At 65.5% G+C, this 13,225-nt stretch carries 10 protein-coding genes; 3 read left to right on the top strand and 7 right to left on the bottom strand.

The window, feature by feature from the left end; translation table 11 throughout:
* Window positions 1–95: 95 nt before the first annotated feature.
* From rpoD to rpsU, 4 genes are all read right to left on the bottom strand, one after another.
* Entirely contained in the window at window positions 96–1,988 is a 1,893-nt protein-coding gene (gene rpoD / locus U741_RS0102275) for an RNA polymerase sigma factor RpoD (protein WP_052378409.1), read from the bottom strand.
* Between the two features lie 187 nt (window positions 1,989–2,175).
* Window positions 2,176–3,912 (bottom strand): DNA primase, encoded by a 1,737-nt coding sequence (gene dnaG, locus U741_RS0102270; RefSeq protein ID WP_029888875.1) that lies wholly within the window; start codon window positions 3,910–3,912, stop codon window positions 2,176–2,178.
* 28 nt (window positions 3,913–3,940) lie between these two features.
* Window positions 3,941–4,393, bottom strand: a complete 453-nt coding sequence (locus tag U741_RS0102265) for a GatB/YqeY domain-containing protein (RefSeq protein ID WP_029888874.1) — start codon at window positions 4,391–4,393, stop codon at window positions 3,941–3,943.
* Window positions 4,394–4,476: 83 nt separating this feature from the next.
* A complete protein-coding gene (gene rpsU / locus U741_RS0102260; protein WP_029888873.1) occupies window positions 4,477–4,692 on the bottom strand; it encodes a 30S ribosomal protein S21 in 216 nt (71 codons plus the stop codon).
* A 121-nt stretch (window positions 4,693–4,813) separates the two neighbouring features.
* On the opposite strand from rpsU, the gene tsaD reads away from it, so the two are divergent.
* Window positions 4,814–5,836, top strand: a complete 1,023-nt coding sequence (tsaD, locus tag U741_RS0102255; protein ID WP_029888872.1) for a tRNA (adenosine(37)-N6)-threonylcarbamoyltransferase complex transferase subunit TsaD — start codon at window positions 4,814–4,816, stop codon at window positions 5,834–5,836.
* Window positions 5,833–6,198: a dihydroneopterin aldolase gene (gene folB / locus U741_RS0102250; protein WP_029888871.1), complete on the top strand. Its 366-nt coding sequence runs from the start codon at window positions 5,833–5,835 to the stop codon at window positions 6,196–6,198. The genes tsaD and folB overlap by 4 nt, the downstream gene beginning before the upstream one ends.
* Here folB and gmhB read toward each other — a convergent pair.
* From gmhB to U741_RS0102235, 3 genes are all read right to left on the bottom strand, one after another.
* On the bottom strand, window positions 6,167–6,730 hold the full coding sequence (gene gmhB, locus U741_RS0102245; RefSeq protein WP_029888870.1) for a D-glycero-beta-D-manno-heptose 1,7-bisphosphate 7-phosphatase: 564 nt from the start codon (window positions 6,728–6,730) through the stop codon (window positions 6,167–6,169). The two genes, folB and gmhB, sit on opposite strands and share 32 nt — an antisense overlap.
* Before the next feature lie 189 nt (window positions 6,731–6,919).
* Window positions 6,920–9,007: a glycine--tRNA ligase subunit beta gene (gene glyS, locus U741_RS0102240; protein WP_029888869.1), complete on the bottom strand. Its 2,088-nt coding sequence runs from the start codon at window positions 9,005–9,007 to the stop codon at window positions 6,920–6,922.
* 80 nt (window positions 9,008–9,087) lie between these two features.
* A complete protein-coding gene (locus tag U741_RS0102235; RefSeq protein WP_029888868.1) occupies window positions 9,088–10,455 on the bottom strand; it encodes a hypothetical protein in 1,368 nt (455 codons plus the stop codon).
* 195 nt (window positions 10,456–10,650) lie between these two features.
* On the opposite strand from U741_RS0102235, the gene U741_RS0102230 reads away from it, so the two are divergent.
* Window positions 10,651–13,221 carry a hypothetical protein gene (locus tag U741_RS0102230; RefSeq protein ID WP_029888867.1) on the top strand — a complete coding sequence of 857 codons (2,571 nt, stop codon included), beginning with the start codon at window positions 10,651–10,653 and terminating at the stop codon, window positions 13,219–13,221.
* The last annotated feature ends 4 nt before the right edge of the window (window positions 13,222–13,225 follow it).

Raw genomic sequence — 13,225 nt, 5'->3', positions numbered from 1 at the left:
AAGCTTGGCCCAGCCTGCAAAGTCGTTGCCGCCGCTTGATCAGGCCCACAAAAAACCCCGCACAAGGCGGGGTTTTTTGTGGGCAGCAATACGACTTATTCGTCGAGGAAGCTGCGCAGGTAGTTGGCGCGGGAGGGGTGACGCAGCTTGCGCAGCGCCTTGGCCTCGATCTGGCGGATGCGCTCGCGGGTCACGTCGAACTGCTTGCCCACTTCTTCCAGCGTGTGGTCGGTGGTCAGGTCGATGCCGAAGCGCATACGCAGCACCTTGGCTTCGCGCGGCGTGAGGCTGGCCAGAATCTCGTGGGTGGCCTCCGACAGCGACTGCGTGGTGGCCTCCTCGACCGGCGAGATGGCCGCCAAGTCTTCGATGAAGTCGCCCAGATGCGAGTCTTCGTCGTCGCCCACCGGGGTTTCCATGGAGATCGGCTCCTTGGCGATTTTCAGCACCTTGCGGATCTTGTCCTCAGGCATTTCCATCTTGATCGCCAGCTCTTCCGGCGTCGCCTCGCGGCCCATTTCCTGGAGCATCTGCCGGGAGATGCGGTTGAGCTTGTTGATGGTCTCGATCATGTGCACCGGAATACGGATGGTGCGCGCCTGGTCGGCAATCGAGCGGGTGATGGCCTGGCGAATCCACCAGGTCGCGTAGGTCGAGAACTTGTAGCCGCGACGGTATTCGAACTTGTCGACCGCCTTCATCAGGCCGATGTTGCCTTCCTGGATCAAGTCGAGGAACTGTAGGCCACGGTTGGTGTACTTCTTGGCGATCGAGATCACCAGGCGCAGGTTGGCCTCGACCATTTCCTTCTTGGCACGGCGGGCCTTGGCATCGCCGACGTTCATGCGCCGGTTGATGTCCTTGATCTCGTCCAGCGACAGCAGGTTGTCCGACTCCGAAGCGCGCAGTTGCGCCTGCAGGGCGACGAGCTCGTCCTTGCGGCTGCTCAGCTCTGACGAATATTTGCGCTTGGCGCGGATGCATTTTTCCAGCCACTCGACATCGGTCAGTTTGCCTTCGCGATAGCTGCGCAGAAATTCGTCGCGTGGCATGCCGGCGTCGGTCACGCAGATCTTCATGATCTGTTTTTCGGTGACGCGAATTTCGTTGATCCGACTGCGCAGGTTGGTGCTGACGGCGTCGACGATCTTCGGTGACAGCTTGAAGAACAGCACGTGCTCGGCGACGGCGTTGCGTTTTTCCTGGGTCTTCTTCTCGGCACTGCCGTTCGTTGACAGGGCTTCCCAGGCTTCGTCATAAAGCTTTTGCAGCTTGGCGAACTGTTCGGCGCACTGCACCGGGTCCGGGCCGGTGTCGGGCGTTGATTCCTCGTCGTCGTCGTCGCCGTTTTCTTCTTTTTCCTTGTCCTTTTCGGCTTTGGTGACCGGCATCGGAATCGGGTTGCCAGCCTGCAGCAAGGCTTCGATCTCGGGGTCGAAGAAGCCGGTGACCACTTCAGCCAGGCGGCGGTTGCCGGCCACGGCATCGGCGTAGGCCTCCAGCATGATGGCAACCGTTTCCGGGTACTGGATCATCGCGAACATGGCCTCGTTGAGGCCTTCTTCGATGCGCTTGGCGATGCGGATTTCGCCCTCACGGTCGAGCAGTTCAACGCTGCCCATTTCGCGCATGTACATGCGCACCGGGTCGGTGGTACGGCCAAACTGGTCGTCGCTGGAGGCGATGGCGGCAGCCGCTTCTTCGGCAGCGTCTTCTTCTTCTTCGGCGCTGGCCACCACCGACGGCTCGGAGAACAGTTGCTGTTCTTCGTCCGGGGCATCTTCGTAGACCGGAATGCCCATCGCCTGAATCATGGTGACGATGTCTTCGATCTGCTCGGAGTCGATGACATCCGGCAGGTTGTCCGACACTTCGGCAAACGTCAGAAAGCCCTTTTCCTTGCCCATGGCAATCAAGATTTTGATCTGCGACTGCTTCTGCGTTTGCAGTTCGGCGTCGTTGACGGCGGTTTCTTCGTGCTTGCTCATGCGGGACCTAAAAATTTCAAAATGCGGCGCGGAACCGGATATTATACAGGAGCGCCTGCAGTGGAAGTCCGAATAAGCCTTGCTGAGGGCCGGTTTGCGGCGCTTGCTGGTCGGGTCAGGTTGTCAATGTGCTGACGGTTGCCGGCTTTTCAATCCGCAGCCGCCAATCGACACGCCGCGCGGGCGCTCAGGCGTTGAGCTCACGCATGATCGTGCCCAGTTCCTGCTGCTCTGCCCCACTCAGCGAACGGGTGGTCGAGGCGTTCAGCAGGTCGGTATAGCGGCTGCGCCGAATGCCGCGCCACAGCTTGTCCAGGGCGTCGTCGAACTCACGGGCCAAGGCGTCGTCATCGAGCAGGCTGGGCTCGGCCATCACCCGCATCAGCGCCTCGCCCTCCTTGCTGTCACGCCAGCTCTCCAGGAGTTGCGCTGCGGTCGCGTTTGGGTGGCTCTGAAAGTAATCGATGGCGCGGGTGAGGATGTTCAGTCCCGGCAGCGCAGCCGCCGCAAAGGCCTCGACATGTTGGGCGCGTTCGGCCAGTGCCGGGCGTTCCAGCAGGGCGCGCAGGGCGCCCTTGATGATCAGGGTCTGACCGCTGGCGCGGCCTGATCGTTTGGGGGTAGCCGGTGTCGTGACGACAGAAGGTGCGGTGGCGTCATCGGCCAACTGGTCCGCAGACAGCCGCGCCGTCGCGGCCAGCGCGTCGGTCAGCAGCGACTTGAAGGGCCCCTCGGGCACGCGCCGCAGATGCGGCTGTGCCAGTGCGACAAAGCGGGCACGTCCCTCAATGGAGGTGGTCGGCGCCTGCTCGGTGAGGGTTTCGATCAGGTAAGTCGACAGCGGTGTCGCGTCTTTGATGCGTTGCTCAAAGGCGTCGCGGCCTTCGGCCTGGATGAGGCTGTCCGGGTCGTGGCCCTGCGGCAGAAACATGAAGCGGCACTCGCGGGCGCCGTGCAGCTCGGGCAGGGCCTGTTCCAGCGCCCGCCATGCCGCACGGCCCCCGGCGGCGTCACCGTCGAAGCAAAAAATGACCTTGGTGGTCTCGCGAAACAGGCGCTGCAGGTGATCGCGGGTGGTGGCGGTGCCCAGCGTGGCCACCGCGTCGGTGATGCCGGCCTGGTGCAGCATCACCACGTCCATATAGCCCTCGACCACCAGGACATGTGGCAGGGCTGCCTTGCGCGCCGCCTTGGCCTCGAACAGCCCGTACAGTTCGCGGCCCTTGTGAAACAGCGGCGTCTCTGGCGAGTTCAGGTATTTGGCGGGGTCCTTGATCACGGTTCGCCCGCCGTAGGCGATGACCCGGCCGCGCGCATCGCGAATCGGAAACATGATGCGGCCCCGGAAACGGTCATAGGGCCGTCCGCCGCCATCGCGCTCGATCAGCAAACCGGCGCTGACGGCGTGGGCCAGGGTGGCCGGAGTGAAATGCGCGGCCAGCGCGTCCCAGCGATCCGGCGCAAAGCCCAGGCCGAAGGCTTTGGCGGTCTCGGCCGTGACGCCGCGCTCACGCAGATAGGTTTGGCTGTCGGGACTTTGGCGCAGCTGGTCGCGAAAATGACGTTGCGCCACGGCCAGCGCGTCTAGTGGGCCTTCGAGCACCAGCCGGTCGACATGGCCGCCCTCGCGCGGTACGTCCAGCCCGGCCATCTGCGCCAGCGCCTCGACGGCATCGACGAAACTGAGCCGGTCGTGCTCCATCAGAAAGCCGATGGCGTTGCCGTTTTTGCCGGAACTGAAGTCGAAGTACATCTGCTTGGTGGGCGAGACGAAGAACGACGGGGTTTTTTCGTGGGTGAACGGCGAGCAGCCCTTCCATTCCTTGCCGGCGCGCTTGAGCTCCACGCGCGCGCCGATCAGCTCCAGGATGTCAGTCCTGGCCAGCAGATCCTGGATGAAGCTGTCGGGGATTCGGCCACTCACGGCGGGAGTCTAGCCGTGGCGCGTCAGGTCAGCCCTGATTGAGGCGAGCCTTGACCTGCGCCGACAGCGCGCCCATGTCGGCACGCCCAGCGACCTTGGGCTTGAGCCAGCCAATCACCTTGCCCATGTCTTTGGGCTCGGCCGCACCGGTTTCGGCGAAGGCCTGATCCAGTAGCGCAGCGAGCTCAAGCTCGCTCAATGCCTGCGGCAGATAGTCCTGCAGCACGACAATTTCGGCGGCTTCCTTGTCGGCCAGTTCGGGGCGATCGCCGTCGCGGAACTGTTTTTCGGAGTCGCGCCGTTGTTTGACCATCTTTTCGATGGCGGCCATCACCACGGTGTCGTTGAGGGTCTGCTGCTCGACGACTTCGCGCTGCTTGAGCTCGGCGCTGAGCATGCGCAACACCGACAGACGCAGCTTGTCGCCGGCACGCATGGCGGTCTTGATGTCATCTGCAACGCGGGTCTTCAGATCAGCCATGGTCTACACCTCGAACAGACAAACCAAAGGAGGCCCGCGAGACGGTCGCGAGCCTCCAAAACCACTCAGGCACTACCGGGGGCTTAGTAAAGCCGCGTACGCCGGTTGGTTTCGCGCAGGACCTTCTTGGCCTGGCGCTTCACGGCCGCAGCGCGCTTGCGCTTGCGTTCCATGCTGGGCTTCTCGAATGCTTCTTTCTTGCGGACATCGGTGAGGACGCCAGCTTTTTCACAGGTGCGCTTGAAACGGCGCAGGGCGACTTCAAACGGCTCGTTGTCGCGGATACGAACGTTGGGCATGCAAAAAAATCTCGTTGATGCAGACGGGTGATCAGGCTTCAGCGCGGCGCCCAATAAATGGCGCTGCGTCGAAAAAGGGCGTGGATTCTAGTCGGCCCGCGCCGCTAATGCAAAATAGGCCATGAGCATCCTCGCCATTGAGTCTTCCTGTGATGAAACCGCCGTCGCGATTTATGACGACGTTGCCGGCCTACGGGCCCACCGCCTGCACACCCAGATTGCCCTGCACGCCGAGTATGGCGGCGTGGTGCCCGAGTTGGCCTCGCGGGATCACCTGACACGGGTGGTGCCCTTGGTGCGCGACACCCTCGCCGACGCCGGGCTGGGCTTTGCCGATCTCACAGGGGTGGCCTACACCGCCGGGCCGGGGCTGATCGGCGCGCTGATGGTGGGTGGCGCCACGGCTGCCGGGCTGGCGCAGGCGCTGGGCTGCGGCATGGTGCCGGTGCATCACATGGAAGGGCACCTGCTGGCACCGATGCTGGAACCCGACCCGCCGAGCTTTCCGTTCGTCGCGCTGCTGGTGTCCGGCGGTCACACGCTGCTGGTGGCGGTCGAGGGGATTGGCCGCTATCGCGTCTTGGGCCAAAGCCTTGATGACGCGGTGGGCGAGGCCTTCGACAAGACCGCCAAGTTGCTGGGCCTGCCCTATCCTGGCGGGCCGGCGCTGGCCAAACTCGCCGAGCAGGGCCGCGAAGGGGTGTATCGCTTTCCGCGACCGATGACCGACCGGCCGGGGCTGGACTTTTCGTTTTCGGGGCTGAAAACGGCGGTGGCCACGCGTATTCCCGAGGTCTTGGACGACACCGCGCGCGCCGATTTGGCGCGCGGCTTTGAAGAGGCAGTGACCGACACGCTGCGTATCAAGTGTGCCCGCGCCATCGAGGCCACCGGGTATTCGACCCTCGTGGTGGCCGGCGGCGTTGGCGCCAATCTGCGGCTGCGCGACAAGCTCGGTGCCTGGGCCGCGCAGCAGCGGGTGCGGCTGGCGTTTCCCCGGCAGGCGTTCTGCACCGACAACGCGGCAATGATTGCCTATGTCGGCTGGCAGCGGCGGGCCGAGGCCCGGTCGCCGGGCGACGGTATTTTTGCCACGCCGCGCTGGTCGCTGGCCGACCTCGGGCCGGTCGGAGAGGCGGCATGAGCGACGTCATCCTGCTCAATGGCATGGCGGTCGAGGCGCTGATTGGGGTCTACGACTGGGAGCGCGTGGCGCCGCGACCGTTAATGCTCGACCTTGCGCTGAGCGTTGATCTGAGTGCCGCCGCCCGCAGCGACGACGTGCAGGACACCGTCGACTACGCCGCCGTTGCCGCCTGCGTGACCGCCGTCTGCGCGCGCGAGCAGCCGCAACTGCTTGAGGCCCTGGCCGGGCGCATCTGCAGCGCGCTGCTGGCGGAGTTCGGCGCGATTGATGCGCTCACGCTGACCGTGCACAAGCCCGGCATCCTGCCCAACGTCAACGACGTGGCGATCAGGCTGACGCGGTCACGGTTGAGCGACTGATCAGCGCGCGTGCGGCCGCCGCAAGGTCGTCGAAGCACGGCACCCGGGCCTTGAGCGCGTCGTCCAGCGCGGCTTCGGTGGCGGCGCCGTTGCCGGTGCGCACCAGCACCGGCTGCGCGCCCGCATTCAGTGCGGCGTGCACATCGCCCGGCGAATCGCCGATGAACCACACCCCGTCCAGCGGCTGGCCCAGCCGGCGCGCCAGATCCTTGAGCATGCCGGGGTTGGGTTTGCGCATCTCGGTGGCGTGGTCGGGGTGCTCGGGCGCGAACTCGATGCCATCAATGCGGCCGCCCATTTCGGCGACGCGGCGCTGCAGGTAGTCGAACATCGCCAGCAGTGCGTCGTGGGTGAAAAGGCTGCGACCGATACCGGCCTGGTTGGTGGCGATAAACACCCGAAAGCCCGCCTGGCAGAGTCGCGCAATGGCCTCAATGCTGCCGGGCAGCGCGTGCCACTCGGCCACCGACTTGATGTGATTCGGCGAGTCGTGGTTGATGACGCCGTCGCGGTCGAGAATCACCCATTTCATGCTGTTCATGACCCTGCTCCGTGCTTTGCAAACCCTTGGTCCCAAGGGCATTTCCCGCGACAACCGAGTCACATTCGCCGAGGCCCCACACCCATTCGTATGTTGCCTCGGGAGTGCCGTCCGTGCAGCGACCGCAGTCTGCTTTCCCGCCCCGGCGCGGATGTCCAGTGGACATCCGCTTGATCCGGCTCACCCCGGCAACTGCGACAGGTCGGCCACTTCGCGGCACAACGCATCCACACGGGCCAGCAGCGCCAGGCGGTTCTGGCGGATGGCGGCATCGGGATCGTTGACCATGACGGCGTCGAAGAAGTCGTCCACTGGGTCACGCAGGCTGGCCAGGTCGACCAGCCGTGCGGCGTAGTCGTCACCCGCGCCGCGCTTTTCCAGGGCGGTGATGGTGGTCCACAACGCCTGCTCGCTGGTGTGCTTCAGGGCCTCGTCATCCACGGCATGCGCGGTTGAGCCGGGCTCGCGCTCTTCAGCCTGGCGCAGCACGTTGCGGATGCGTTTGTTGGCGGCGGCCAGCGCACTGGCGGCGGGCAGCACGGTGAAGCCATGAACGGCCAGCAGGCGCTGCTCGACATCCAGGGGCCGCGTGCCGCCCAGGGCACGAACCGCCTCGAAGGCTTCGGGTGTGATGGCACGGCCATCCGCCTCGGTGCCCACGCGGTAAGCGCGCAGGCGCTCCATGGTGAAGTCGAGCAGCGCGGTCAGGGTTTGCGCGCCGCGATCGCCGGCTGGCTGCGCGTCAAGCGCCATTTTCAGCGCCGCCTGCAAGTCCAGCGACCAGCCGCCCTCAATCAGAACCCGCAACACCCCCAGCGCCGCACGCCGCAGGGCGTAAGGATCTTTGCTGGCGGTGGGCTTCTGGCCGATGGCGAAGATGCCGGCCAAGGTGTCGAGTTTGTCGGCAAGCGCCACCATCTGGCCTTCGGGCGTTGACGGAATCGGCGTGCCCTGCTGGGTCGGCAGATAGTGCTCGGCAATGGCGCGCCAGACGCCCTCGGGCGCGCCATTGCGGCGGGCATAGTCGCCGCCCATCAGGCCCTGCAATTCCGGGAACTCAAAGACCATCTTGGTGACCAGATCGGCCTTGCACAGCGCAGCGGCGCGCTGCACGTCGGCAACGCGCTGATCGCTGGCACCGGTCTCGCGGGCCAGCGCCGTGGCCAGCACGGCGATGCGCGCCTGCTTGTCGGCCACCGTGCCCAGCGCCTGCTGAAAGGTGACGCGCGCCAGGCCTTCGGCGTGTTGCGTCAGGGGGATGGCGCGATCCTGGTCGAAGAAAAACGCGGCGTCGCTGAGGCGCGGCCGCACCACGCGCTCGTTGCCAGTGATCACCTGCGCCACATCGCGGCTTTCGATGTTGATGACGGTGATGAACGCCGAGGTCAGCCGCGTCTGTTCGGGGTCTTCGAACACGGTGAAATAACGTTGGTTGGTCTCCACCGTGGCGACGATGACCTCGGGCGGCAGCTCGAGAAACCGCGACTCGAAATGGCCGGTGATGGCCACCGGCCATTCGACCAGCGCGCTGACTTCGTCGAGCAAATCCCCGGTGACGCGCGCGTGGCCACCGGCCGCCTGCGCCTCGGCGCTGATCTGCGCGGCGATGTGGGTCTTGCGGGTTTGCGGGTCGGCAATCACCTTGGCGTCGAACAGCCGGTCGGCGTAGGGCTCGGGCGCGTCGAGCTGGATGGCCTGCGGTGCGTGAAAGCGATGGCCGTAGGTGATCCGATTCGCTTTGAGGCCAAAGGCCTGCAGCGGCACCACGTCCGTACCCAACAGGGCGGTCAGCCAGGTGACCGGGCGCACGAAGGTGTCGTCACCGCTGCCCCAGCGCATGCGCTTGGGCACCAGTTGGTCCATTTGTTTGAGCGTGTCGTCGAACACCGCTTGCAACAGGTCTGCAGTGGCGGCGCCGGGCTCAGTTTTCTCGAAGTGCAGCTTACCGTCGCGTTCGCCCAGATCGGCGAAATCAACGCCGCAGGATTTGGCGAAACCGAGTCCCGCCGGCGTTGGCTGCCCGTCCTTGATGGCGGCCTTGAGCGCCGGGCCGGTTCGCGTGACCTGCTGATCCGGCTGCCGGGTCGGCACCGCCGCGACCATGACCGCCAGCCGCCGCGGCGTGGCAAAGCGGGTGACGTGGCTGGTGCCCAGGCCCCGACTCGCCAGACCTTGCACAACGCCGTCGGCCAGGGCATCGGCCAGCGGCAGAACGTACCGCGCTGGCAAATCTTCGGTGCCGATTTCAATCAACAGAGTGCGGGACATGAGCAAAAAGCGCCGTCGGTAATTCGGGGAAGGCCGATATTGTCGGGCAAAACGGCGCGGTGAGGGTCAGGACAGGCTGACTATGGCGACTGAAAGGGTTGGGCCAGTATCCACAGCCCACCCACGGTGAACGCCACCATCAGCACCAGCATCGGCAGTTGGCTGACAACAGCGCCGCGGCGGTCGGGCAACCGCCCAATGGCGATGCGGTGGGCCAGCGCGACGCTGACGATGTGTCCGCCCAAGATCAGCGCCAGTTGCACATCCCAGATGCGGTAAACATCGGGTGCGTTGACGCGCATGAACCACTGCGCGGTGCCCAGCCAGTTGGTGTTCCAGCCAAACGGGTCCGACAGCAGCGGCACGATCTTGGGGCCCTGCACTTGCAGCAGCGTGTAGTAATGGCTGGCGTGATAGACCAGCACGATGGGCAGCAGCGACGGTGCAAAGCGACGCATCACCGCTGCCGTGCCGCCCAGTGCCGGGGCCAGCCGCGCGGTGGCGAATGAGGCCAGCGCGTAGGCGGCTAAATACAGCAGCGGCAGCGCCCACAGCCACGCCGCATTCCACCATCCGTAGCCGCGCCGCAGGGCCGGGAAGGCTTCCAGCGGATTGGTGCCCAGCCAGCCACTGAGCCACTCCGGGTACAGCCACAGCCAGTAAACGCCGTGCCAGATTTCGGTCTCGTGCAGCCCGTCGAAGGCGGTGGTCGCCAGCAGCGCCATAATCAGCATCACCCGGCCGCGCGGCCCCTCGTCCATGTGCAACACGCCCGAGAACGGCCAACGCAGCGAGAATGACCGGGTGGGTGGTCCGCCGGCCTCGTGGGCAAACGCCACCGGCGCCAGCCGCGCCAGCAGGTTGAGCCACACCGAAAACAGCTCGCCGTGGCGAAACCAGCGCTCAACCCCAAACACCGCGCTGGCGACCAGCGTCAGCGCGGTGTAGGCCAGCAGCGCTGCGGCGAGGCTGCGTGGCTCGACGTGCCCGAACAACTCGAACCAGACCAGTGCCACCCAAAGCAGCGCGGCCGGCCACACGCCCAGGCGCTCCGGGTAGTGCACAACGCCGTCACGCAGCCGTGGCCACAGTCGCGCCAGCCCTTCGGCCAGCGTGCGCCATGGATTGATCAGCGCAAACAGATCACCCACCAGCACCGTGGCGTAGGCAAAGCCGAGCATGAACACCACCCAGAACAGGGTCATGTTGAAGTTGGCGTAGGGGTTGGCCGCGCCGAACACACCGCTGGCAATGGCCAGGACCAGCAACGCCAGCGTCACCGCGCGCAGACCCCAGACCAGCCAACCCGGCAACGCCCATCGATAGGCCGCCGGACCGGCGGCGGCCCGTGACGCAGGTGCTCTCAGGAACAACGCCGCGAGCACGAACGACACGATCAGCGCAAACGCCGCGCCCCACGCGTAGCGCTCGAACGGCAGCGGCAGCACGTGGACCTCGCCGAAGGAATGAGCAAGTGCTGCGCCGAGAGGGCTTGCAAGGAGTGCCGCAAGCGCGAGTTGAGAGAGAGATGGCCGCTTCATGCGGCTGAATTTACTAGAAGGATCAGCAGGTTCCCGGTGCTAGGCTCTCAAAAAAATGACCTACCCAGCGGCCGGTCGCGGCTGTGCGTGCGGAGTGAAGCGATGTTCAAGTTGCGCCTGTTGTGCCCGGTTGCCGTCCTCGCGCTTATCGCCCTGAGTGGCTGTGGCAGTTCGCTGCCGACGCTGGTGCCGCCCGAGACGCCGCCTGAGCGTGAGGCTGAGACATCGCCGGCCGCGCGCGACCGCTATGCCTTCCACAACCAATGCTGGGTGCTGCGTTCGGCGGCCACGGGCGCCTACGTGCAGCGCGACGGCAACCGTTACCACGCGGTCTCGACCACGCTGGCCGACGCCGAGAAGTTTTACTTCAAGCCCAGCCGGCTGGGTGAATACCTGCTCATGGACCGCCAGGGTGACCTGCTGCGCGCCGGCCCGGCGGCCACCACGGCGCGGGCACTGGCGATGGCCGACGACGCCAGCCGCTTCACCCTCAAGGTGGTCGGCGACAGCGTGCCGTACCCGGCTGAGCCCGCCGTGTTTGTCGAACCCAGCCCAGCCAATCTTGCCGCGTTTCGTGGCTTCATCGATCCGCTGGTGGCCGGCGAGCGCCACACCCTGGCGCGCTTCAACGATGGCCAGCCATTGGGGCTGGACGCTGACGGGCAGCTGGGGGTGGATGTCGCAGACCCGGCGCAGCAACAGTTCGAGATTCTCGCGGCGGTCGACTGTCTGGCGTTTCCCGAAGCGCACGACAACACCGAGGGCGACACCTTCAGTGGCACCACCGCCGACGGCAAGGTGCTGGGCATGGCCGACGTGCACGTGCACATCAGCGCCACCGAGTTTCTCGGTGGTGCGCAGTGGGGCGACCCGTTCCACCCGCTGGGGGTGACACACGCGCTGGGCAATTGTCAGGCCGACCACGGTCCGCAAGGGGCGCTGGATGCCGTGGGCGCGCTGCTCGGCAACCAGTTTACCGGCCACAACACCGATGGCTGGCCCACCTTCACCAGTTGGCCGGCGCGCGACATGCTGACCCACGAGGCGATTTACTGGAAGTGGCTGGAGCGCGCCTGGAAGGCCGGTCTGCGCATCGCCGTGAATGACGTGGTCGACAACGAAACCCTGTGCAAGCTGCAACGCAATATCACCGCCGCGCCGATCACCGACTGCAACGAGATGAACAACGCCGCCCGGCAGGTCGGCACCATGTATGCCATGCAGGCCTACATCGACGCGCAGTACGGCGGCCCCGGTGAGGGCTGGTTTCGCGTGGTGCTGGACCCGGTCGAAGCGCGGCAGGTGATTGAAGACGGCAAGCTCGCCGTGGTGCTGGGCGCCGAAATCTCCAACCTGTTCGACTGCAAGCTCACCTACAACCCGCTGCGCAGTCAGGAGCCGTTTGAAGAAACCGGCACCGGCCTGCTGGAGAATCGCTACAGCTGCCGCATGACCGAGACCGGTGCGGACGACGAAATCCTCACCCAGATGGACCGGCTCTGGGACCTCGGCATACGCCAGATCATCAGCATCCACGAGTTCGACAACGCCTTTGGCGGCAACGGCATCTTCGATGCGCTGGTGCTCAATATTGGCAACCGCGAAAACACAGGCGGCATTCCTGATCTGGCCGACATCACCACCCTCACCGACATCGGCGCCCTGACCGGGGTGCTGGCGGTGCCCGACGGCATGTCGCCGCTGGGCAATCTGCCGCTGCTGGGCGAGGCTGCAACGGGTGAGTTCTGGACCACCTACGACTGCCCCACGGTGGACGACCCCAGCGTTGGCGGCGGGTTTTTCTCGGACGACCGCGCAGGCACGGTGATGACCAGCCTGCCGCCGGGTTGCCTGTTTGTCGGCCAGGGCGGGCGCCCCGGCGGCGCGCTGCCGTGCTACCCCAGTACCCCGCAGTGCAACGCCCGGTGGATGACGCCGATGGGGCTCTACACCTATCGCAAGCTGATGGAGCGCGGCTGGATCATCGACGTTGATCACCTCGAATTCGAGATGAAAAACCAGCTCTTGGAACTGGCCGAAGCCCAGCCGCAAACCTACCCGCTGGTGTCCACCCACGGCACCTTCGGCGGCATGTCGAACGCGCAGGCCATCCGCATTCTGCAGGGCGGCGGCTACATTTATCCGTCGCTGAGCGATGGCGTCAGCCACCTGACCTTGCTCGATGAGCTCAAAGGGCTGTGGAACACCGCCGGGCAGCCGTTCGAGTTCGGCTTCGGTTTCGGCACCGACACCAATGGTTTGTCGGCGCAAGCGCCGCCGCGTGACGAGATTGCGCCCGGCGACGCCATCAGCTACCCGTTCAACCTCTTCAGTCAGCCCAACTTTGCTGCGCTGGCGGAGTTTGAGTCGGTGCGCAGCCTGCGCTTCGAGCAGCCCGAAGAGCGAGACGCCCAAGGCCAGGGCCGCACCTGGAACCAGGACCTCGACGGCAACGCCCACTACGGCATGCTGGCCGACACCGTGCAAGAGATGCAGATCGAAGGCCAACCGCAGCAACTGCGCGACGTCTATCACTCGGCCGAGGTGTACCTGCAAACCTGGGAGCGGACGGTTGCGGCGCGCAATGCCATTGCCGCCGCAGGCCAGAGCACCGTTCCGGACGGACTGCTGCGCGCCGCGCCGCTGCCGGCATCACCGATCAAGCTGGACTGACCAG

The organism is Polycyclovorans algicola TG408, from assembly GCF_000711245.1.
Taxonomy (GTDB): Bacteria; Pseudomonadota; Gammaproteobacteria; order Nevskiales; family Nevskiaceae; genus Polycyclovorans; species Polycyclovorans algicola.
The sequence above is the reverse complement of the archived record's forward strand: the minus strand, read 5'-3'. Positions and strand labels throughout refer to the sequence as shown.

Bases quoted from the DNA above. Each gene is read 5' to 3' on its own strand.
- tsaD (WP_029888872.1), top strand. From the start codon at position 4,814: ATGAGCATCCTCGCCATTGAGTCTTCCTGTGATGAAACCGCCGTCGCG.
- folB (WP_029888871.1), top strand. From the start codon at position 5,833: ATGAGCGACGTCATCCTGCTCAATGGCATGGCGGTCGAGGCGCTGATT.
- rpoD (WP_052378409.1), bottom strand. From the start codon at position 1,988: ATGAGCAAGCACGAAGAAACCGCCGTCAACGACGCCGAACTGCAAACG.
- U741_RS0102265 (WP_029888874.1), bottom strand. From the start codon at position 4,393: ATGGCTGATCTGAAGACCCGCGTTGCAGATGACATCAAGACCGCCATG.
- glyS (WP_029888869.1), bottom strand. From the start codon at position 9,007: ATGTCCCGCACTCTGTTGATTGAAATCGGCACCGAAGATTTGCCAGCG.
- gmhB (WP_029888870.1), bottom strand. From the start codon at position 6,730: ATGAAATGGGTGATTCTCGACCGCGACGGCGTCATCAACCACGACTCG.
- U741_RS0102230 (WP_029888867.1), top strand. From the start codon at position 10,651: ATGTTCAAGTTGCGCCTGTTGTGCCCGGTTGCCGTCCTCGCGCTTATC.
- rpsU (WP_029888873.1), bottom strand. From the start codon at position 4,692: ATGCCCAACGTTCGTATCCGCGACAACGAGCCGTTTGAAGTCGCCCTG.